Genomic DNA, 22,148 nt, shown 5'->3' on the forward strand with positions numbered 1-22,148 from the left:
ATATCCGCTTTTCAAGGCAAAATCCCCCTTTTCACGAAATAATCTCCCTACGGGCACCACGCCAAACAGTGAATTTAAGAAATATTTCTGTAAATGGATATTTCAGAATTTGCAAAATGCAAAATTCTGCCATGACAGATTTTCCTTAACTTAACGACTCACGCACCTAACTAAATGACATTGCTGCATTGGGGGTATGTTTATACAAGTTGCTTTGTTGGGTTACGCTGATTCTCGGATATACTCTGCTGTGCGAAAATACCCATAATGAAAATTCTTACTTTCTCAATCGTGGTATCATCCTTGATTTTCTCAATATCCTCTTTTAATTCCTGTTGTGCTTTAGTCATCAATTTCTCCTCCCTTCTGTTGCTTTTAACAAAACTATATATTGCTTATAGCAATTTGTCAAGTGCTATTTCAATACTTTTCATTGACATAAGCAATATTTTCTGATATGCTTTCACCAGTGAGGTGACTATTATGATTTGTGACAGATTAAAAATCCTTTTGGATAAGCTGAATATTTCTCAACGCCAATTTGCTATAAAAATAAATCTTGACCCTGGTTATTTTTCAAGAATCATACAGGGTAAGGTCAATCCGCCTGATCGGATACTGTTGCTTATTGAAAATGTCTTTAATGTAAGTAAAGATTGGCTGGAAAACGGACAAGGTGAAATGTTTTCTAATCAAGGTGTATCTTTGGCTAAAAAGCAGGTCTTAGAATCTATTGATTCCTTGAGTGATGAACAGGTGAATGCTGTTTCTTCTTTCATTAAATACTTGACTGAAAGCTCCAATTCCGAAAAATGATGCAGGTACATCACCGTACCTGCATTTTTTCAAAACAGCCAATTTCCAAGGCAAAATCCCCCCCTTTTCACGAAATAATCCCCTTACAAGCACCACGCCAAACAGTGAATTTAAGAAATTTTTCTGTAAATGGATATTTCCGAATTTGAAAAATGCAAAATTCTGCCATAACAGATTTTCCTTAACTTAACGGCTCACGAACCTAACTAAATGACATTGATTCTCATATTTGTTTATTTTTTCTATTACTCAAACCCCACCATTGTCCGAAAGATATTTCCTCGCTATCTAAGTTTTGTACTTTTAGTTCATTTCTAACTTAAAAATATATCGTCCACTGACATTTCCAATGCTTTTGCAATTATGCATGCAGTTCTCAGTGAAGGAATTTTTTCCCGCTTTCTATAAATCGTAAATATCTCTCCGAAACACCCGTTTTTCTTGATAATTGAAGTACCGTTAAATCCCTTTTTTCTCTCAAACATTTCAATTTATTCATCACAATCCCTCTTTTCTATATTTATGTACTATTTGTTCTTTAATGTACTAATAGTACTGTACTTTCAGTTTCTTGTCAATACTATTGTTGATATAATAAAGAAAAATGCAGGATGGTTTTTTATGAATATTGGCAATCGTATCAAAATGCTACGCACCGAAAATAATATGACGCAAAAAGAATTATCCTCTAAATTGGGGCTAACTCCTAAAATGGTTTCCTTTTATGAAACCTCTCAACGTATGCCGCCTATTGATATAATTTTAAAACTAGTAACAATATTCGATGTATCTTCAGATTATTTATTAGGATTAACAAATACAAATTTATATGAATCTAACAATATAACCGCTCTATCAGAAATGCCAGACGGTGCACAAATTTTACTTGAAACATATAAAGAGCTTATTCCTCAAAATCAACGTACCTTACTTCACACAGCACTTTCTATGCTTGAAAATCAAACGAATTCTAAAATATTAAAAAATGTAAAATAATCTCCTTTAAAAAATATAATAAATAACCATAAATAGTAGATTATTTTTTGTTTTATGAATAAAGGGCATTATAAGATCATCAAATCAGATAACCTTATAACACCCTTTATCTTTTTCATACTATCAACTATACAATTTCCGCCATCTGGCAGATAAGATCATTTACAAGTCCGACAACTTAGAACAGTATTCCATTAGCCTTTGTTTTCCTCTCCCGTCCGCACCGTTCTGATTAAAACCGCATTCGATCAGGATCTCCTGAACAGGCTCTTCATCAGAATATAGCAGGTAAGTATCAACTGTCTTCTCTTTCTGATGTGTAGGTTTATTATTATCCATCTCCATTTCCTTGTCCTTTACTTTCTATATGTTAATCCATGCCGATCTTTTCTGCCTTGACTATGTCCAGAACAGGATCATCAGGAACCCACTTTGCTTCCGCATTCTCATCATCATAGGCTTTATAATACAGCTCCAGAAAATTCAAACATTCAACGCCATTTATCACATAATGTATGTCACCCGTATATGCCCAGTCAGCCATCTCATTCTGAAGATCTTCTTCATCATACCAGATCTCTGTCACATTATCTTTGGTCAAGGGCAGATTTTCAAGCGGAGCACCCGGAGCCGTGACATCGATGGATAATCCCATCTCCAGCAATTCTTCCGCTTCCGGGAAAGGCACTGTCGGTATGATATGCACACTGTCCGCCTCATCCATGATCGTCGCGGACGTCAGTATGACTGCCGTTTCCTCCTCATTCACACTGAAGAAATACGTCACCTCTACCGGTTCCTCCGTCATCAGCGCGCCGTTCGATACGATGCCTTTCGCCACAATGCACTCCCAGTCCTGTCGGATGACCTCATACTCTTCCATATATCCGGTTATCTCATAGTCCCACATCTGGGATATTTGAGCATTCGGATCTTCTTCCCCTGGAAAGTATTTATAATACCCCGTTCCTGTCACTTCCGTCTCCGGGATCATGGCGGCCCGTTCCTCATTGGACAGTGCCGCAAAGAGCTTCGCCGCGTCCTCTCCTATCAGCTCTGCCAACTCGTCCTCGCTCATCTCTTCCGGGTTCCCGCTGTCCGTACTCTTTCCTTCCGCTCCGTCCTCTGTCTCCTGTGCCGCTTCCGCCGCAGTCTCCGTCTCCTTACTCTTCCCGCTGCCACAGCCGGCCAAAGCCAGCGTAAGACCGGCCAGCATTCCGATCAGCAAATAGTTCTTCTTCATCTTTTGTCTCCTCCCTCACTCGCGTCCCAATTTGGGACACCTGTCTTCTTATCTATTACTTTAGGCCTATATGGTAAATTTTGTCAAATACTATCTGCTTCAACAAACCGGATCTTTCACTTCGTATAACTTAATAAATACTTCGTTTTGAAAGCGATCCTCTTATCATACATATTATTATTTATCTTATCAAAGGCCATATTGTTGTATCTTCTGACAGGATGTGATAAGATTCTTATGTTACCGCCCCGATACTGGCAACAGGAAGGGGGTGTATCACATGAACATACTGCTATCTTTCATTCTTTCCGTATTGGCCAGTGTAGTCGCCTACTACCTGTGCAAGTGGTTAAACGGCGAGGATTAGTACGGTAACTTAGCCCAAACGGTTCACTTCTCCGCAAAAGAAGGAGAAGCCCTCATTGTATCACCAGTGCAATGAGGGCTTCGTCCTTGTCGTGTCACATGAACACTACTATCTTTTTGCCTACACATACAATACCATATGCGCCAGGCTAAATCAAGTGTATGTAGTAATAAATCATTTATTCATTTATTAACTAAAATCTCCGTCTCCTTACTCTTCCCGCTGCTACAGCCGGCCAGCATTCCGATCAGCAGATAGTTCTTCCTCATCTCTTGTCTCATCCCTCACTCACGCCCCAATTTGGGACACCTGTCATAAAGTGGAAAAGGCACCGCCAAAAGCGATACCTCTTCAGACCAGTTTCCTAAACTCACTTTCCGCCATCCCCATTCGTCTGGCCGCATCTTCCACCGACAGGATATGCTCTTTCACCAACTGTACGAGCATTTCCAGCTTTCCCATTGTAACACCCTTTTCAATCCCTTTTTCTATTCCTTTTTCTATTCCCTGCTCTATTCCTTTTTCTATTCCCTGCTCTATTCCTTTTTGGATTCCTCTTTCCATTGCCCTTTCTTCTACCAGATCACTGAGATTGCACATAACATTCATCTCCTCCTTCATTCTCTCCGTCACCGAAATCCGATACTTCTCATCAAGAATCTCCTCTTTCTCCTTTGGGCTTAACGTATTCGACAGCAGTACCGATAACAGTCCATGCAAAGACGGCTTCTCCCTGCTGTCAGCATCCTTCTTTCCCAGGCAGATCATTACAGTCGACAGCAGATCGTATCTGGCCCTTCCCCTGTAATTTCCCATCACTTTTTCCTGCCTGATTCCATATCTTGTGATCGTATTTTCTGCATACCCCGGCGTATCCATGCAGATCCATATCGAATATACCTTTTTCATATCATCATAATCAGGAACCGCAAATTCCGTGTTTAACTGGGCGGAAAGCAGTCTTGCACAGTAGAATATTCCTCTCGTCACCAGATCATACGATGTATGGTACTTTTTCTGCGCCTCCAGATTAACGATTAACTTAACCGACCTGTGGTCTGGCGTAATGACATGAAACAAGATGTCGTAGTAGATTTCCCCTTCTCCCGGCACATTACTCTCCGTATTCATTCCTGCGATCTTGTGCAGTCCGGATTTCCCCGGATGAACCGGCGCAGCGGATACCTGTGGTTCTCCCTCAATACACTGTATGATCATGTCAATATCCAGATCCTTCAGTTCATCCGCTGTCTCTCTCAGTATCCATGCCAGAATCGGCTTGTTACTGAGTATCCACTTTACCTGCGCGTCATACCTCGCTTTATATCCACCGGCTTCGATCGCGTCCGTGACGCTGGTCTTTTTCTCCATCTTATCTGTGTTCTTCTCCTTTGGAACTGATAATTTCAGTATATCATAGTCTGCTTTCTTTTACCATATACTGTTTCGCTCTCGCGTCCCAATTTGGGACACTTCTATTTCGGAAGGAACAGATAATGATCCGTATAAAATTAAAAGGCATCGTCCTAAAACGATACCTTTCTCAGACAGTAGCTATGATAATGGTAACACTAAATTCACAAACCCCTGAAAAACCTGAATTGCAGCATATGCTATCCCTGCAACGGACAAAATCGTCGCAATGCAAATCCCCCATATCGCTATTTCGTTATCCTTAATGTCTTTCACAAAATTGTCAAATTTTTCTTCCATTTTTCAAATTTTACATTTACCACATTATTTTGATTCACAATCATTTCTTCTATTTTAGACAATTTTATTTTGCATCAATTCTGGCTTCTGAATCTTCGGTCATCTTAGTGATTCTCTCTTCCCGCTCGCGCATTTCTTCTCTAAGACTTCTCTGATCAGCGTCCACTTTATCCATATATTTTTCAAGAAGTTTATTATCATCCATATCAAAAAGTAACCTGTTAATGAAAATATATCACTCTCAACATTCATTGTATTCACCCTATTATTTGCATTTAAGACTTAAATTTACACAATTAATATACCACATTTCCAGGTATTGTAAAATAAAATTGGATCGCTATATTTAAAAATATGTTTCTATTACCGGATAATATAACCTAAAATTCTGACTGTTTGCTAATTCAATAATTTGTGACACATAGCATTCGTCATATTATGCGATAATATATAAAAACATCATACGTATTGATACGTATTTGTTGATATACGTATCAATACGTGTTATAATACAAATGAGATGAGGAAAGGAAGGTAACGGAAATACCAATGACACCACGAGAGATGATAAAACATCTCAAGAAAAACGGATTTAAAATAGTCAGTCAAAATGGTTCTCATGTTAAAATGAAAAACGATACGACTGGGCATCAAACTGAAGTTCCTTATCATAGCACAAGCCTGAAAAAAGGTCTTGAACAAGCCATATTAAAACAGGCAGGTCTCAAATAACCTCGCCTATAAAAATGGAGGCGCTGATTATGAAAAAATTATTTTATCCAGCATTATTTCACAAAGCAGAGGAAGGCGGCTTTTGGGTCTCTTTTCCTGATATTCCTGAATGTCTTACACAGGGCGACGACATGACACAAGCTTACGAAATGGCATTTGATGCGCTTGGTCTGGCTCTGACTTGTCGCGAAAAAGAACAGCAACCTATTCCTGTAGCTTCTGACCCGGCATCAATCAACACGGAACCTGATTCTTTTCTCGTTGTCATTGAATTTGATATGCTTTCTTATAAAAAACATGCAAATTCCCGTTCCGTTAAAAAAACTTTGAGTATCCCCGAATGGCTCAATGAAGCGGCCATTGCTATGGACCTTAATTTTTCACAGGTATTGCAGGAAGCTCTTATTTCCAAACTACAGTTATAACAGATCTGCGTTTCTAAGGCTGGGAATACCCTCTTTCATCAGACTTGTTTTTGTCTGATAAAAGAGGGTATTTTCATAAGACTGGCCGGGGTATCGTTCATCCTCCCGAACGGGTATCGCCCTCCTTCGCGCTGCCGGCAGCGGCAAATCTGCGTGCCTGCCGTTTCTGCGCCTGCTCTTCTCTCCGCCTCACGAAAGTCTGTTCGAGCATTTCCCGCTTACCATCTATGCGGCTTTTATATTCAGACCGTTTCTCTGCCCGCTCCTCTCTTTTCTTCCGATGTTCTCCATAGCTCTGTCGGTGTCCTTCCGCGTTTTTCTCTGCTGTCAGCGCCACGCCCTGTTTCACGCGTTCTACCTCACTGCCGGCAGCCGTACGGACGGCGCCTGCCTTCTTTTCTGCCGAATACAGGTGGTCTGTCGTCTTCTCTTTCGCCCTTTTGGACTGCGTATGCGCGGCATACCGGAACTGGATCGGGGCGCCCTTCACGTACTCTCTGACCTGTGCCGGCATACCTGCCCCAGCGCCGGTCGCCGCTCCCGCGTGTCTGCCGATCTCACCGTTTTTCACATATTTTCGCGCCGCCGTCCCCGCCTGCTGCAGCTTATCCTTCATCATCGGATCCGGATGCGCCGTCACCGGATGCTTTTTCCTCTGTTCGGACGTCCCCGACTGTTGCCCGGTCTGGCCTGCTCCGCCCGGTATCATCCGAAAGGCCGGTCTGGCCTGCGGCGTCTGTCCGCCTTGCGAGACGGACGCATTTCCTGCTTCGTGTGCCGATCCGGACGATGCGCCGACAGGTCCCTGTGACGATGCCGGAGCCGATTCCCCGGCGCCGATGCCTGCCTTTCTCCCAAGAGCCATCGTGCTTCGTCCTATCTGTCTGCCTGCAGCCATGACATTTCTGCGCATATGATTCAGATCCTTCACGTTGCCACTCATACGCAGCCGGTTCACAGCATAACGGGGCGTGGCGCTGCCGCGCTGTACCGTGCTGAGCAGCTCGAAGATCTTCCCTCTGTTTAAGAACAAACCCGCGCCGATGATAATCTGTATGAGCAGGACGATAAACCAGCCCCACTCATCCGCCTTCTGAAACAGAAAGACATCGGTTCGGATCAGCAGCGCCAGCATAAAAGTAATGACCAGAATCATGATCTGTGTCTCCAGCATTTTCTTCAGCCATGCCGTGAGAATGCTCTCATACCCCGCAAACAGAAAAAGTAATAACATAACCGGCGCCAGAATCAGATAGAAGACCGCCAGCACCTGAAAGATGAGCAGCGCGCCCGCGACTACGATAAACAACAGGCATTTGGCCAGACAGGGGATCAGATAGACGATCAGGAAACCGATCCGCTCAAAGCCGACCGTCATCCGGAAACATGCCGCGTCTCCCATGCCCTTCACCAATTCGGCTCTCTCTTCCGGATCGCTCACTTTCAGAAAACTGTCTACCGTACCGTCGTCTACGTCGTCATTCATAAATTCGACCGTCTTCCACGGCTCATGGACGAGATCGACCCACAAAACGCCCGCCGCCTGCGCCGCGAAATCTTCCCGGTTTCCGGACATACCCATGCTGTCATTGACGCTCGAGAGCGCGTCGATGCTCACTTCCTTCGTGACATTCGTCGCCAGAGACAGGGCGCTGTCTGATTTCAACACGACAAACATGGACAGGACGACGACAAGAAGGATCTTCCCGATCTCCGCAATGCCGCCGACTGCATCCCGCTTCGCAAATTTCACCAGTAAGGTGGCCATACACGCGCCGATCGCGAGCATCAGCAGCGGTTCGAACACCGTATCCTTCAGCGCCTGCTGGATGCCGTTGATCTGTCCGCCGAACATCTCCCCGATGTCGAAATTCAGCGCCCAGTAAAACAGCGTCACCGTCGCATAAGAGATCGTCCTGATGGCCGCGAACAGCGCGTTGGCGATCCCGTTCAGTGCCTCCCAGTGGATCTCCAATACGCCCGTCTCCTCGATATCCAAAACATAGTTATCTCTGTAGTCATCCCTTAAATACTTTGCATCTCCTTCTAAGTGATTAAAAGCATTTGTACCTTTGATCCCGCTGTCTGCCCTTACCGTCCCCGCAGGGACTGCCAGGGCAAGCACAAACGCACACAAGAGCAGCATTCCCATTTTTCGCAGTCTACGCAGCATCTTCTCCCTCCTCTCCGGCAAACTGAAACCGCGGACGCCTGTAATATTTAAATCTGCAGCCCTTCATCGGCGGCGAGAACGTCCCTCCCAAAATCGGATCGGTGTTGTTGCTGCCGCTATCCACCGAGATACCGACCCGGCCCTTGGGCCGTTCCGCATAACCATAGCTGGAGCCGCCGCAGTGGATCCAGGCGTGCTGTCCGCCGATCTCCCCGATATAGATCCCCACATGGTTGTAGACGCCGTTCCCAACCTCCTTCGGGAGCCGGTAAAAGCCCAGGTCGCCCGGCTTCAATTCGCTCTCTCTGATCTCGTCACTGGCATACCACTGTGACGTCGTCCCGCCGCCTCCGGCGACCGTCCTGCCAAAACACTGATAATAGACCCAGTCCACATAGCCGCTGCAATCCAGCGGCCCTGACGGCGCTCCCTGGCGCGCCGACTTGCCACCCAGCAGATACGGCCAGTTCACCAGGGAATCCGCGACTTCCAGCAGTTCCTGCCGCGTCACATCCCCGACCGTAATCTCCGGCAGTTCCCCGGCGCCGCCCGCCCAAACGGAATCGGTCGGGACATGCTCGTCATATCCGTAAAGCTGTGGCAGATACCGGGCCTCATACAGCTCCACGACACCGTCCCTGTCCTTCTCTTTCAGGCCGATAAACCGGTCAAGGACGTCCTCATACTGCACTTCCGGATAATTCTCCAGCGCCACCTCATACTTGATGTCACCGCCGCCCTTTTCCCGGGCCGCCGTCTGTAATGCGATTAGAAGCTGCTCCGCGTTCCTGTACGTCACCGTCAGCCGGGACTGTCCCGCGTATATGAGGATCGCGTCCGCCGCCTCATAATAGTCCACACTCTGAAGCTCCCACTCGGAGTCCGTCGTCCCGTCCTCATTTTCATGGGTAATCAGCTTGTACTTCTCTTCCCGCAGCCTGCAAAATTCCAGCCCCGTAATGATCGGATTAAAGTCCTCGATGTCCCCTTCTCCGGCCTCATAAGTGCGCACCACATCGGAGAGCATGACCAGATCCCAGGGAGCGCCCAACTCCGTACAGGCATATTGGTATTCGAACGCTTTCTGCTCTGTCGCCGGTACCGGGATCGGCTGGCTTGCGCCGCTGGATGCGAAAAAGAGCATCAGCACCAGAGGCAGCGCCGCGCTTATGGCAAGAAGCAGTCCCAAAAACAATCCTGCCTTTTTCATATCTCTTCCCTTTTCATCAGATCTTTGCCACATTGTCAAGCGGTGAATTTAAAATTTTTATATTTTTTATGAAAATATATTGCACAAAAAATTTTCATGTGGTATAGTATGTAATGTAAAATGAATTTCAATTTGGAGGAACCGACCATGCTAATAGAAATAAGAGCCAATAACTGCTTTTCTTTTTCGGAAGAAATAGTTTTTTCTACGAAAGCGGATATGCGAAACAAAAAATTTGCATCTAACGTTCATAGCGAAAATAATTTCAATATATTAAAGGCGGTAGGAATCTATGGCCCTAACAATGCGGGTAAAACATGTCTGGTAAAATGTATCCGCAGTGCCAAAAACATTCTGTTAAATCAGAAACCCAAAATTATGCCGAATATTTTTCAAGACAGTACAATATGCCAGCTGGGAATCACGTTTCTGGAAGAAGGCAGGGAGTTTTCCTATGATTTTTGGTATGATGACCAAAAAAATGAATATCCCTATGAAAAATTTGTAGAAATCTCAAAAGATCAATATGGTAACGAAAAAGAGAATATTTGGCTTTTAAAAGATGTCGTCAGTGGAAATTACCAATGTGATGATGAAGATTTGTTAAAAATGATTTCTCTTGTATCTCAAAGTAATTTGTTGTTTTATCTGGTAGATGTCAATAAATTTGATAGACTGGCAGAAATGAAGCGAGTTGTTACAAAGTTCGCTTCTAAGATTGATATCATCAATATGAATAATATTCCCTTAAAACGAACAATCAATCTTATGAAGAATGAAAACGATCTACAGAGAAAAGTAGTAGAGTTCATTAAAAATTCGGATCTTTATATGGATGACTTCGGGTATGTAGATATGGATAAAATCCATGTAAAAATGAACTCTGATGAAGAAAAACCGGATGAAAAAGCTCTTGATATTCCTGAACAGATTATGGATCAAATTCGGTTGGTGTCTGTTTATAGAGGCGTTCCTGTTCCCAGCGTACTTTTTGACTCTACTGGAACAAAGAAAATTGCCGCTCTTGCAAGTTATATCATAGAAGGGATTGAACAGGGCAGGATTCTTGTGGTAGATGAATTAGACAGTAGTATTCATTTTAAACTGACCAGAGCAATCGTAGCTATGTTTAATAATGAATTGAATACAAATGCTCAGATGATATTTACAGTGCATGATATCAATTTAATGGATTGTAAAAAAATGTTCCGAAAAGAACAGATATGGTTTGTGCATAAAGATGAAAGTGGTGTCTATGTTTATTCCTTGGCGGCGTTTACCGCACAACAGGGAGTGCGTGATACTACGGACATCATGGAAAAATATCGGAAAGGTGTATTAGGTGCCCTGCCTGATCCAGAGTTAATTCGTTCTTTACTGGATATCAAAGGAAACCGGAAGGAGGTGCCTGCCGATAATGAGTAAAATTCCTCAGATTTTTACTGGCAGCAGAATATGTATTATATGTGAAGGGGATGAAGAATATGAATATTTAGAGAAATTGATCTCATTAGATGTATGGAGCAAAGAATACCTTTTTCAACTGGAAAATGCTGAAGGAAATGGAAATATACCAGCACGATATCAGGACAAATATCAGAATAGTTCAAGTGACTTGGTATTGGTATTCTGTGATACAGATAAAAAACCTTATGAACAATATGTTGATATCAAGCGAAAAATCAACAAATTTCATGGAGTTGAAAATGCTGCAGACCAGATTGTTATATATGGAAATCCCTGTACCATGCAAATCATCATTGAACATTGGGATGATGTGATACTTAGTTCCAATAAAAAAAAGAAAAATGCCCCGATTATCTTTGAACTTACAGGCGTTGAAGGATACAAAGGGAGAGCGGATCAACGGCAAGCATTGTTTTCCCGAATTACAAAGGAAAACTATCAAGAAATGCGAGAGCGAATCAAAAAGCTGCCATCTGATGATGCAATAGAAGGAAGCACTAATTTAGGCAGATTTATTGAATACTTTACAATGGATGACAGTAAATGGATACAAACAATCAACAATGCTTTGGATGGATGACCATATTTAAGAAGAGATTCTGTATGGATATATAGAGATTTTTTCTCTTAATATAGCAGCCACTCAAATAATATGCTAACAAAAACATAAGAAACATTATAATTTACGGGTTCAGGCATACAAACAGCCAAAAAAATGCTTGTAGAAAGGAATATCTATGAAATTGAAAGCTTTAAGTCACTATAACGGAGACATGGACACACGATTTGGAGATTGTATACTGCTGTATGATACCACTTCTTTGGTAGTATACGATTGTGGACATATTCAGCATACTGAGGAGATTAAAAAATTTTTGAGAAAAAATAGTTTAATTTCCCAGATACACATTGTTATTTCACACAATGACAGTGACCATACAGATGGGGTTGAGAGTTTAATGGAACATCTGCACAGTAAAGGATATGATGTTACATTATATTCTTCTTTATATCTAAAAAGCGCAAGAAAAGTATTGGAACTTCTTGACGATGGGCGCAGGACATTGCCGGCAACAAAACAACATATACTTGAAACCTTTGACAATATAAAAGATATTGTTGAAAAAGCTCAGGAATATGGATTTTCAATTGAAAATGCCACTGTAGGAACAAAGGCGTTATCTGGGAGCATTGTTGGTCCAACAGAAGATGAATTTGCTGAGGTTGTTGCACAGGCTATTGAAGATGCCAAAACCACGAAAATAGATGGTGAAACTGTGATGAACGCTGCAAGTGTACAGTTAAAATATAAATTAACTAATGCAGAAATCATTCTTCTATGTGGAGATGCGTCACCTACCTATCTACATCACCTTGATAACTATGATTTAATCCAGCTTCCTCATCACGGGAAGTTAGATAGCGCAAAGGAAATCTTTGATACTCTGAAAGATTCTTATGGAAAGAGTTATCTTATATCCGATAATACAGGTTCTGGGGCTACAAGCGGCGGTTCTGATAAACTAGTCGAGTATATGAAAAATGAACGGTATAGCCCGGCACTAAATACTAAAAATGGTGTGATATCTATCCCTGCAAATACATATGGGAATAATTCCAGTAACAGAACACAAGGAGTGAAGCTAGGTGAAATGGATTGTAAGCTCTGATCCTCGAATTTTTGTAAATAGAGCCCATATGTCAGCAAGATTACAATATATCCAATCTGTTACTGATGCACCAGTAACAGATTGGATGATTACTCGAAAAAACAGCGCTTTTCCCAAATCATTGTTTTGTTGCATGACAAATGATGAGTTAAATGGAACATTTATAACGGCACATATAGGTGAAGTCCAGCGATTATGCTCTGTCCATGAAATCGCAATGAGCGATTTCGTGATAGCTAATACATGCATTTGGGAAAAATCATCAAACAAACAAATATTATATTACATGATGAACATAAATAAAAAGGCAGTGCTCTGGTTTTCCAAGCAAACACTGAGTTTGGAAGAGAATTATAATTTGCGCCAATCAACATTGTTAAGCAATGTTGGAACATTTGGTTTTAATACTTCTTTATCAGAACGGCTACTCTTTTCCAACAGACATAAAGGATTCATGAAAGCTGTTTCTTTTGCTTTTGATAAAGTATCACCTATTATTTTGCCGCAAGATTATGATAGTATTATTATGTAATATTTGAAACAATAGAAATCAGTTTTAAATATGAATCCCAAAAAACAAATACCCATAATACACTTAAAATTATATTTTAGAATGGAGTAAAAATATTGAAAGAACCATTATCATTTTATAAAGCCAATGATGGTATAAAATTCTACCTTGTAAACTGCGGTTCAGGATTAACGCATCTGATTGTCTTTCCGGATGATACCGTAATGTTATTTGATTGTAACCTTATAGATGACGCAGAGCATCCAAACAGGAATAAAGATTATATCTTAAATTTCTTCAAAAATGTAATCCCGAAAAAAATAGATGAATATGGAAATACATTTCAGCCCATTGATATTTTCGTCAATTCCCACCGTGATACAGATCATCTAAAAGGATTAAAAGATATTAATAGTGTGTTTCCAATTCAATCAATATGGGATTCAGGATTCCATGGAGCAAATATCGGCAATGATGATTATAAGTATTATATGGGATTAAGAAATAGGTTAAAAAATAAGAATCGTGCCAATCTAAAAGTACCAACACCATCAAATAAACCATTTCAATGTATCGGAGGTGCTAATTTATATTGTTTTTGTGATGCTCAAGAACCTACTACTCTAGTGAATGAATTGCTTTGTGAAAGCGCTGACAAAGAACAGCATACTAATTGTATCGTACTCCTAATCCACTATGCTGAAAAAAAAATTACTATTAACAGGCGATTCTGATTGGAAAGCATGGAAAGAAGATATCGTCCCAAATTTTGAAGATTGTCCTGTTAACTATGAAAATACTGATATCCTAATTGCAAGTCACCATGGCTCAAGAACTTTTTTTACACGTGAAGATACAATTAATGAAACTAAATATCCAAACACCACTTATACTGAATCCATAAGACTAATAAGCCCTAAAATAACATTAATTTCATGTGCTGAATATGAATATAAAGATTATCATCTTCCAAATAAAGAAGCACTAAAATTATATAAAGATAATACGTCAAATGAACAAGTTTATACAACCAACGAGTATGGCACTTTCTTTGGGCGTATTGATTCAAACGGAAATTTTTCTGTAACACCAGAACGATTTCACAATCATGGAAAACAGACTGGAATGAAAATCCATCTAACATGTAAAACCGATACAGGTATTACACTTGAGACTAATACAGCATATGCTGTTGGTTGTAAACTAAATTTTTACCTCACCTCTATTGGTGGAGTTCTTAATGATATAGATAAACCACAAATTTTATGGGAAGTTTGCAATGCCGGCTATGGAAAAGACGATATACACCACGAAATTTATTATAAAGACAAGAATGAAGATGATAAAAAATGTTTTTTTTCACGAGATTTATGTTTCCTTGGAACTCATCTTCTTAGATGCCGTGTTATAAACAAACGAAAGCATTTTGACCAAACACTTATATTTGTAGTTCATGGGGAAAATTGAAGGAGAAGTAATGCTATGGATAATAATCTTAAAGACTATCGCGAAAAAGAACTGAAGAATTATGTAATTGGAAATGCATTAATAATAATAGTTTTGTTAGGTATATTTAATACACTACTTGATGTAAAAATGGATGAATCTACAAATAACATACTATTGACATTGAGTTCAGAAATAATCTCTGCCGGCATCTTTTCATCTATCTTATATACCTATGTATTTATTCTTGATGCTATTATTCCTGGAAATTGGAAAGATTCGATCTGTAATCTATGTAGACCACTTCCCGGTGAAATAATTTTTGAAGAAATCCGGGAAAAAGCAAACGATAAGCGATTCACAAAAGAAAAGGCTCTACAAAAATATGCAAACATATATGAAATTATAGATAATCTAATTGGAAAAGAAAAACGAAAAGCATCAAATGATGCATGGTACTCTATCTATCTTAAATACGAAAATAAAACAAAAATATTTATCTCTCAACGAGACTATTTATTATGTCGCGATTTATGTATTTCAACACTATATATTGGTTTATTATATTTTGTTTTATGGGCATTTTCGATTGTTGCTTTTGACTATAGAATTGTAATATTATTGATAGTTGAATTGATTGCTACAAATTTTGCCATGCGAGGTAAACAGAAAAGATTTGCTTATAATGTAATAGCCATGGATATACACACACCAGAAGAGAATCACGAATAACAAACATATATAATCCGTAGTTCCCGCTATATAATTCCTTCTACAATGAAAACAGTATACGAAGCCCCATAAACACTGATAGAGTCTTTCAATACAATCAAAAATTTGTGTAGATAGAAATAAAAAGTAAATACATTCTACATTTCAGATATAGACAGTAATTCCGCTAAAATAAAGCCTTTAGAAATGTAGACAGAATTAACTGGCGGGAACTACGGATAATCTATTTCTCTAGCCCTCCCCTCTGCCGGGGAGGGTTATCATATTTATCCTGTTATCTCTTGTATCTCGCCGACAAAGTTATAGACAATCTTGATTTCCTGGCATTTCTGACCATCCACTTTTTTAACTTCACCCACCAGAATTTTACTGATAAGCCGGTTCAGCACAGCTTCATCCAGTTCTTGAATTGCAGCATATTTGCGGATTTCCTGCATAAATGTCCGAACGTCGCTTTCCTGCTCGTCTGTACGGCGCATCACCAGCATCAAATCCTGAAGCCGTTTCCGATTGGCTTCCTGTTCCTGCTCCAGTGAGGCAGTCAGCTTCAGAAAACGCTGTTCCGTCAGGATGCCTTTCGCCTTATCTGTATAAAGGCTCATAAACATGCTGTCTATCTCCTGATTCCTTGCTTCCAGCCGGTCACATTCTTTCTGCATTTCCGAAGCATCCGCCATATACCGCCGTTCCATGCGGCTGGACAGCCGCTGATAAAATACATCCGCATCTTTCAAAGCCATCGCCGCCAGATCCTGTATATCTTTCAGCACAAGATTATACAAATCCCTTGCTTCGATCTTGTGGCTTGTGCAGGCGTTCTTACCCAGCCGGTTATAAGTCTGGCAGATATAGTATGCCTTGTCTATCGGCTCCCGTTCTTTCCCGGTAAACCGGTTCTTCCCGGTTCTCCCGACTTTCTCATAACGCACCTGCATGGATTTCCCACAGGTAGCGCAATAGATAATTCCATGGAAGATGTTATAAAAAGGACAGGCATTCCCTTTCATAATTGTTGGCCTGCGGTCAATGATCTCCTGTACCTGTTCCCATTCTGCCGGTGTGACGATTGCTTCGTGGCAGTTCTCTATCACTTCCCAATTCTCACGGGGGATGATGTCGTAAGTGTTGGAACGGATACCTTTCTGGTGCGTCCGGCAGACCAGATGTGCGCCCTTATAAAAAGGATTCCGTAGGATATGGCTGATCCTTGCGCTGCCCCAGGAATAATAGTTCACATCACATTCCGTATTGGCTTTCACCCTTGTAATCGGCACTTTGTCATCCATCAGCTGCTTTGCAATCCGCATACAGCCCCAGCCATCCAGCGCAAGTTCAAAAATTCGGCGGATTACCGGCGCAGTTTCAGGATCTGTAATCAGATGCCCTTTTTCATCCGGGTCACGCATCAGTCCAAGCGGCGGCTGCCCTCCGCAGAATTTCCCCTGCCTGGAACGGGTCATGCGCCCTGCCAATACCTTTTTGGAAATGTCACGGCTGTACATGTCATTCAGGATATTTTTGAACGGCGTAATATCCATTTCCTGCCTTGTCAGGCTGTCCACCCCGTCCGTGACTGCAATGTATCTTACATTATGCTTTGGGAAAAAGATTTCGATATAACTGCCTGCTTCAATGTAATTTCTCCCCAGCCTGGATAAATCTTTGGTGATCACGCAGCCAACTTTCCCCGCTTCAATGTCGGCAATCATGCGCTGAAAAGAGGGACGGTTGAAATTTCGCCCCGTATAACCGTCGTCCACATAGTATTCATATTGGAACATGCCGTTTTTCTCGGCATAATCTTTGAGCATAAGCTTCTGGTTGCTGATGCTCATGCTTTCATTCTCCCGGCTGTCTTCAAGGGAAAGCCTGCAATAGAGGGCAGTTATCTTCTGGTTGATTTGATTTTTCCTGTTCATAGTCATTCTCCTTCTCTATGAACAGGGACACGATACAATTATAATACCATGCCCCCGCTCGTCCTGCAACCGTTTTTTAGCCTGCCTTCCGCCCCAGCCATTCCTCAAACTGCCCACAGGCCTGCCGCTCAATAAGCTGTTCAAAGGCTTCCTGCATGGTCTGGCTGCCGGAGAACTCCCGTGTCACGATAAACTGCACTTTTTTCCAACTCTCCTGTCTCTCTTTCTTCTTTTCTGAATCTCTCTGCATAAGCATTTGCCTCCATAAATGAAATAGCCAGACAAAGGAACACGGCAACGAAGTCCAACAACGGACAGCGTAAAACCTGTAATCTAATATCCGGCCTGTTATTATTGTTTTTTAAATTTTTCCTGAATTTCTCGTTGCTTTCGTTGTCATAAAAATAGACAATAATAAAATTCTCTTAAAATAAGCGGTTTTCTGAACAACAGGGCAGCATATTCACCGGCAACGAACCCGGCAACAGAACAACAACCTGCCCGGCAACCAGCACACAAAATCACTCCAACCACTCCTTCGGAAGCTCCAACTGCCGGGCTTCTTCCTCTGTCAGTTTCAAAAAACCGGCTTCGTTGCCGGACAGTTCGTTGCCGGAATCCGGTATGCGTTCCCAGCCTTTCTGCCTGCCGTATCCGGCAAATGCCCTGGGATTGGAAAAGTACCGCCAGCCGGTGACAACAGAGTTCATAATCTCATTGATGTCGTGGATCTGCCAGCGTTTCGGCTCGTCATATTCATGATGCAGGGCTTCCCGGTAAAGCTGTTTGGAGCATACCTGATTCCCCTGATAGGTTTCCAGAAAACCGACAATCATTCCGGCTTCGGTATCCTCCGGCATAAAATCCTTTTGAACCTCCGCTAATTTCTTCTGTATGGACTTGCTGAATTTCATGGAGTAATTCCCGCCCTGGTAAATCTCCATAGCTTCCGCCCACACCTGCAAAAGATAGGCTCTGGAACCGTCCTCGTCCTCCAAAATGTGTACTTCCGCATCTTCCGGGCAGACCATCACCGGCAGGAACCGTCGGTTCCCGGCACGGTCAAGGGGCAGGAAGTCCAGCCGGTTTGATGTGCCGCCGAACACGCACTGCCGGAGCCGGTCTTTCGGCTGTGATTCATAGGGTGTCCGGTAGGTTTCCTTCTGCCTGCTGATAAAAGAGCGGATCTCCTCAATGCTCTTTGCGTTGCTGGTGGCAAGCATCTCCGACATTTCAATAATCCAGTGCCCCTGCAGCTTCGTAAATACTTTATCGTCATCCAGCTTCTTTAAGTCATCGCTGAACCATTCGTCTTTTATTGCCAGTAAGCGGAAAAAAGTGGATTTCCCTGCTCCCTGTCCGCCTACCAGACAAAGCATTTCCTCATATTTTGAACCGGGCATGAACACACGCCGGATTGCCCCTAACAGGAAGTGCTTCAGCATCTCCTCCACATAATCATCCGCGTCAGCCCCCAGGAAATGACGCAGGCAGAAACGGATGCGCAGCGTTTTGTCCCAGACAAGCCCATTCAGACAGTCCTTTATAGGGTGGTAGCAGTTTTCATCCGCCACGATTGCCAGGGCATTCTGAATCTTCTTTTCACTGGTCAGCCCATAGTTTTCCTCAAAATAAAGGAGCAGGTATTTAATATCCGTATCCGTAAGTGCGCTGGTGTTCCTGCGCCACCCCACATCCCGTACAATATCGATCCGCTCTGTCAGTAAATTCAGCCGAATTGCCCCCTTTAAAAGCGGGTCACGCAGGAATACGGTCTTGCAGTTCCCGATTGTGTTCGCTGTCTGCCCCTTTTGTGTAATGGAAAGGCTCTCCCTTACCTCATCGACCGTCAGTGCCGGTAGGAGCAGGCCTGCTGCGTTCATCACGGCCTGCCTTGTGGCGGGCGGCAAGTCCTGAAATCCGTTCCCCAATCCGCATCACTTCCTTTCCATGTTCTTTTATTACGGCGGCTTTTTCTTCTGCCGTACCGGTCAGCAGAGTATCCAGCAGATATTCTGTATAAGACTGTTTCTGTAAAGACTCCACAAACAGGGGATTCCATTCTTCTTCCGGAGTGTTTGGCGCATACTCTGTTCTCCATTTTTCTAACAAATGGTTATAATCCGATAAAATCCGGCAGCACTGTAACTCTGCCTGCTTTAGCCTCAGTTCTTCAGATATTTTTTTCTTTACCGGGAGTGGGGAAGCCCGCCCTTTGTTGTCGTAACTGATTCCAAAATCAGAAGCCAGCTTCACAGCCGCCCCGAGGTTATTCAGCCCATACAGCCTTGCCGCAAAGTCAATCACGTCGCCGTCTGCCTGGCAGCCGAAACAGTGGAAACGTTTATCCACCTTCATGCTTGGATGCCTGTCATCATGGAACGGGCAGCACGCCATGCCGTTCCGATTCACCCGGATACCATACATCTCAGCCGCCTGCCTTGCCGTCACATTTTCCTTTACTGCTTCAAATACATTCATACCGTCCCTTTCCGAAATAAAAAAGCATCTGCCATCTCCGCAAAGAAAAGCAAATGCTTCAAATTTCCATATCTTTTTTTGTTACCGGTCTTATCCCATCCCTGCGCTCCATGCGTTCACGGTTCGCCCGGTCTGCTTCTGTTTTCCCCCTTGCAAGCCTGTCCCTGATAGATTCCCTTGCTTTCTCCTTAATCTGTTCCTTATTCACACGGCTTACCTCCGGCTTTTGGAGCGCCGACTGGACTTTCCTCAGCACATTTTGCGCCGCATTTTTTATCTGCTCCTGGACTGTGTTCAGGCACTTCACGGCAAAATCCCTTTTCTCCTTCGGGGCTTTCCGCTCCGGCGAAGCCAGCCACTTTTTATAATCTTCAACTGCCCGGATGTCCTCTTTCTGTGTCTCCGCCCGGACAGTATCCGATACAACCTCACAGGCTTTCTCATAAGCAGTGTCCGCCACTTCCTCTACCAGCGATTCTATGTCTGCGATCTTCATGGTGACAGTTGCAAGGGCCGCCTGCTTTTCTGAAAGTTCCTGCTTCTTTTCCTCAATCAATCCTTCCTGTTTTTCCAGTTCTTTTTCCTTCTCTAAAACAGCCTTTGCCGCTTTATCAAATTTATTTTCCTGTTCCGCTATGGCCATGGTATTTTGCCTTAAAATTTCTCCCTGTGCGGAGAGTTTTTCTTTCTGCTTTTCAATGATGAAATCCTGCTTTTCCAGATATCCCCTGCCGCCGTAGCTTGGTTCTGTCTGCAAATGCAGACTGTGTTTCGCACAGATACGGAAAAGCATTTTCCGGCACTCCGCATCAAAGGTCTGCTTACGGTTGTTGTTCCTGCCTTTTTTCTTTTCAGGATCAGGGAGTGGCACCCCCAGTTCTTCCAACGCTTTCTCCTGCTGCGGACATAATTCGCCGTATTTATTTTCACAGTCAAAAACGTGTCTTTCATGGATATGCGGGGTGCCTTCGTCAAGGTGCAGCGCCCAGTCCAATATGTGGACATGGGAGCCGAATTTTTCCTCCATCTCCGCAAAAAATTCCACAGCAATCTTTGCCAGCAGTTCCCCCGGAACAGATTCCTCTACTGTCCCGATCTGGTAAATGCTTTCTTCCGGGCAGGTCTTGTTGTTAGTGAGCAAGTCATCCACCGTCCGGTTGCGCTCTGTGTGCCTGTTCTTTTCGTTCCGCTCATTCTGCGCCTGTACATGGTCTGCATAATGCTCATAATAATAAATCCGTTCAATCTTCTCAAAAGAATAATCGTTTTCCCCGCCCCTCTCCCTTGTCAGGGCTGAAGATAAGCCGGTATAACAATCCCAGTAAATATTCTGCCTTGTCCGTTCCATGTCGATATGTTCACTGTTCGCCACATCAAATCTCCGGTCATTGTGTTTGGGATTGTAAGCGCCGTTTTTCCCGGCTCTGCCGTTGTGTCTGGTCAGTTTCATTCTGTCCTCCTTCTTTTCAATTTTCTCTCTGCGGGAAGGGCAGCTTTGCTGCCGAATCTGCCGGTTCCTGCGTCAGATAATACCCAGTACGAATTGGCGCAGGCGCCAACTCTAGCTGGGCAAGGCGTTTCACCCTTGACCCGATAAGGACTGCCGCCCTTAACCCGCCAAAGGGCTTTGCCCCTTGACCCCAACAGGGCGCTTCGCCCCTGTACCCAGAGCAGAGGGATTGCATCCTCTGCACTCCTGCACAAAGGAAGTTACCTATTGCATTTCTAAAAATTTTCAAAAATAAAAGTCACTTACTGGACAGCTTTTTTATAAAAACAATCCGACAAGTGACTTTATTACCGATTCCTATATTCAATTTTTTATCTCTTCACATAATCGTTGCAACCGTTCTTCGGCCACACGCTTTTTTAATTCACATTCCCAAACTACAATTACTTTCCAACCTGTATCTTCAAGTTTTCTGATATTGTCCTGATCCCTCTGTGCATTACGTTTAATCTTCGGCTCCCAATATTCCTGATTTGACCGAGGCAATCTTGCCCTGGAACATCCATGCATGTGCCAAAAACAACCATTCACAAATATCACCGTATAATACTTCGGAAGTACAATATCTGGCTTTCCAGGATAGCGTTTATCATTTTTTCTATACCGAAACCCATGTGTAAATAAATATTTTCTTACAAGTTCCTCTGGCTTTGTATTTGTACTCCGTATATGCGACATATTTTTGCTGCGTTCTTCCGGTGTCTTTGTATCAGCCATACTATCACATCCCACATTTA

General features: G+C 42.8%; 25 protein-coding genes. 11 read left to right on the forward strand and 14 right to left on the reverse strand.

Annotated elements, in window-relative coordinates:
* Positions 1-200: 200 nt before the first annotated feature.
* Entirely contained in the window at positions 201-350 is a 150-nt protein-coding gene (locus V1224_09275; GenBank protein ID WWR14696.1) for a hypothetical protein, read from the reverse strand.
* 133 nt (positions 351-483) lie between these two features.
* On the opposite strand from V1224_09275, the gene V1224_09280 reads away from it, so the two are divergent.
* Together V1224_09280 and V1224_09285 are read left to right on the forward strand one after the other, a co-directional pair.
* Positions 484-816, forward strand: coding sequence for a helix-turn-helix transcriptional regulator (locus V1224_09280; protein ID WWR14697.1), 333 nt, complete (start codon positions 484-486; stop codon positions 814-816).
* A 621-nt stretch (positions 817-1,437) separates the two neighbouring features.
* Positions 1,438-1,812: a helix-turn-helix transcriptional regulator gene (locus V1224_09285; GenBank protein ID WWR14698.1), complete on the forward strand. Its 375-nt coding sequence runs from the start codon at positions 1,438-1,440 to the stop codon at positions 1,810-1,812.
* Between the two features lie 162 nt (positions 1,813-1,974).
* Here V1224_09285 and V1224_09290 read toward each other — a convergent pair whose 3' ends face one another.
* The 5 genes from V1224_09290 to V1224_09310 form a co-directional block, all read right to left on the reverse strand.
* Entirely contained in the window at positions 1,975-2,151 is a 177-nt protein-coding gene (locus V1224_09290; protein WWR14699.1) for a hypothetical protein, read from the reverse strand.
* Positions 2,152-2,182: 31 nt separating this feature from the next.
* Positions 2,183-3,055, reverse strand: a complete 873-nt coding sequence (locus V1224_09295; GenBank protein WWR14700.1) for a hypothetical protein — start codon at positions 3,053-3,055, stop codon at positions 2,183-2,185.
* 718 nt (positions 3,056-3,773) lie between these two features.
* Entirely contained in the window at positions 3,774-4,793 is a 1,020-nt protein-coding gene (locus V1224_09300) for a hypothetical protein (protein WWR14701.1), read from the reverse strand.
* Between the two features lie 183 nt (positions 4,794-4,976).
* Positions 4,977-5,135, reverse strand: coding sequence for a hypothetical protein (locus V1224_09305; GenBank protein ID WWR14702.1), 159 nt, complete (start codon positions 5,133-5,135; stop codon positions 4,977-4,979).
* Between the two features lie 64 nt (positions 5,136-5,199).
* Positions 5,200-5,340 (reverse strand): hypothetical protein, encoded by a 141-nt coding sequence (locus tag V1224_09310; GenBank protein WWR14703.1) that lies wholly within the window; start codon positions 5,338-5,340, stop codon positions 5,200-5,202.
* A 338-nt stretch (positions 5,341-5,678) separates the two neighbouring features.
* Between V1224_09310 and V1224_09315 the strand changes: the two genes are divergently transcribed.
* Entirely contained in the window at positions 5,679-5,867 is a 189-nt protein-coding gene (locus V1224_09315; GenBank protein ID WWR17450.1) for a type II toxin-antitoxin system HicA family toxin, read from the forward strand.
* A gap of 29 nt (positions 5,868-5,896) precedes the next feature.
* Positions 5,897-6,292: a type II toxin-antitoxin system HicB family antitoxin gene (locus tag V1224_09320; protein ID WWR14704.1), complete on the forward strand. Its 396-nt coding sequence runs from the start codon at positions 5,897-5,899 to the stop codon at positions 6,290-6,292.
* Positions 6,293-6,389: 97 nt separating this feature from the next.
* Here the strand turns inward: V1224_09320 and V1224_09325 are convergent, their stop codons facing one another.
* Both V1224_09325 and V1224_09330 read right to left on the reverse strand, forming a co-directional pair.
* Entirely contained in the window at positions 6,390-8,465 is a 2,076-nt protein-coding gene (locus V1224_09325; protein WWR14705.1) for a hypothetical protein, read from the reverse strand.
* Complete coding sequence (locus tag V1224_09330) at positions 8,455-9,675, reverse strand: NlpC/P60 family protein (protein WWR14706.1); 1,221 nt, start codon at positions 9,673-9,675, stop codon at positions 8,455-8,457. Before V1224_09330 ends, V1224_09325 begins: the two co-directional genes overlap by 11 nt.
* A gap of 147 nt (positions 9,676-9,822) precedes the next feature.
* On the opposite strand from V1224_09330, the gene V1224_09335 reads away from it, so the two are divergent.
* The 7 genes from V1224_09335 to V1224_09365 all read left to right on the forward strand — a co-directional run bounded on the left by V1224_09335 (position 9,823) and on the right by V1224_09365 (position 15,501).
* The gene (locus V1224_09335; GenBank protein ID WWR14707.1) at positions 9,823-11,100 is read left to right on the forward strand and encodes an ATP-binding protein; all 1,278 of its coding nucleotides are present in this window, start codon (positions 9,823-9,825) and stop codon (positions 11,098-11,100) included.
* Positions 11,093-11,722 carry a hypothetical protein gene (locus V1224_09340; protein ID WWR14708.1) on the forward strand — a complete coding sequence of 210 codons (630 nt, stop codon included), beginning with the start codon at positions 11,093-11,095 and terminating at the stop codon, positions 11,720-11,722. The genes V1224_09335 and V1224_09340 overlap by 8 nt, the downstream gene beginning before the upstream one ends.
* Before the next feature lie 157 nt (positions 11,723-11,879).
* Positions 11,880-12,812: a hypothetical protein gene (locus tag V1224_09345; GenBank protein WWR14709.1), complete on the forward strand. Its 933-nt coding sequence runs from the start codon at positions 11,880-11,882 to the stop codon at positions 12,810-12,812.
* Positions 12,790-13,344, forward strand: a complete 555-nt coding sequence (locus tag V1224_09350; GenBank protein WWR14710.1) for a hypothetical protein — start codon at positions 12,790-12,792, stop codon at positions 13,342-13,344. Before V1224_09345 ends, V1224_09350 begins: the two co-directional genes overlap by 23 nt.
* A gap of 95 nt (positions 13,345-13,439) precedes the next feature.
* On the forward strand, positions 13,440-14,057 hold the full coding sequence (locus V1224_09355) for a hypothetical protein (protein WWR14711.1): 618 nt from the start codon (positions 13,440-13,442) through the stop codon (positions 14,055-14,057).
* Positions 14,020-14,790: a hypothetical protein gene (locus V1224_09360; protein ID WWR14712.1), complete on the forward strand. Its 771-nt coding sequence runs from the start codon at positions 14,020-14,022 to the stop codon at positions 14,788-14,790. Before V1224_09355 ends, V1224_09360 begins: the two co-directional genes overlap by 38 nt.
* 15 nt (positions 14,791-14,805) lie before the next feature.
* On the forward strand, positions 14,806-15,501 hold the full coding sequence (locus V1224_09365) for a hypothetical protein (GenBank protein WWR14713.1): 696 nt from the start codon (positions 14,806-14,808) through the stop codon (positions 15,499-15,501).
* A gap of 266 nt (positions 15,502-15,767) precedes the next feature.
* On the opposite strand, the gene V1224_09370 is transcribed toward V1224_09365, so the two are convergent.
* The 6 genes from V1224_09370 to vsr all read right to left on the reverse strand — a co-directional run bounded on the left by V1224_09370 (position 15,768) and on the right by vsr (position 22,128).
* Positions 15,768-17,420, reverse strand: coding sequence for a recombinase family protein (locus tag V1224_09370; protein WWR14714.1), 1,653 nt, complete (start codon positions 17,418-17,420; stop codon positions 15,768-15,770).
* Positions 17,421-17,496: 76 nt separating this feature from the next.
* Positions 17,497-17,670: a hypothetical protein gene (locus V1224_09375; protein ID WWR14715.1), complete on the reverse strand. Its 174-nt coding sequence runs from the start codon at positions 17,668-17,670 to the stop codon at positions 17,497-17,499.
* Between the two features lie 271 nt (positions 17,671-17,941).
* Positions 17,942-19,303: a VapE domain-containing protein gene (locus V1224_09380; GenBank protein WWR14716.1), complete on the reverse strand. Its 1,362-nt coding sequence runs from the start codon at positions 19,301-19,303 to the stop codon at positions 17,942-17,944.
* Complete coding sequence (locus V1224_09385; protein WWR14717.1) at positions 19,260-19,901, reverse strand: CHC2 zinc finger domain-containing protein; 642 nt, start codon at positions 19,899-19,901, stop codon at positions 19,260-19,262. Before V1224_09385 ends, V1224_09380 begins: the two co-directional genes overlap by 44 nt.
* A gap of 58 nt (positions 19,902-19,959) precedes the next feature.
* The gene (locus tag V1224_09390; protein WWR14718.1) at positions 19,960-21,351 is read right to left on the reverse strand and encodes a serine/arginine repetitive matrix protein 2; all 1,392 of its coding nucleotides are present in this window, start codon (positions 21,349-21,351) and stop codon (positions 19,960-19,962) included.
* A 363-nt stretch (positions 21,352-21,714) separates the two neighbouring features.
* The gene (vsr, locus tag V1224_09395) at positions 21,715-22,128 is read right to left on the reverse strand and encodes a DNA mismatch endonuclease Vsr (GenBank protein WWR14719.1); all 414 of its coding nucleotides are present in this window, start codon (positions 22,126-22,128) and stop codon (positions 21,715-21,717) included.
* Between the last annotated feature and the right edge of the window lie 20 nt (positions 22,129-22,148).

The sequence above is a fragment of the Lachnospiraceae bacterium JLR.KK008 genome (assembly GCA_037015955.1).
In the GTDB taxonomy this organism is placed as follows: domain Bacteria; phylum Bacillota; class Clostridia; order Lachnospirales; family Lachnospiraceae; genus VSOB01.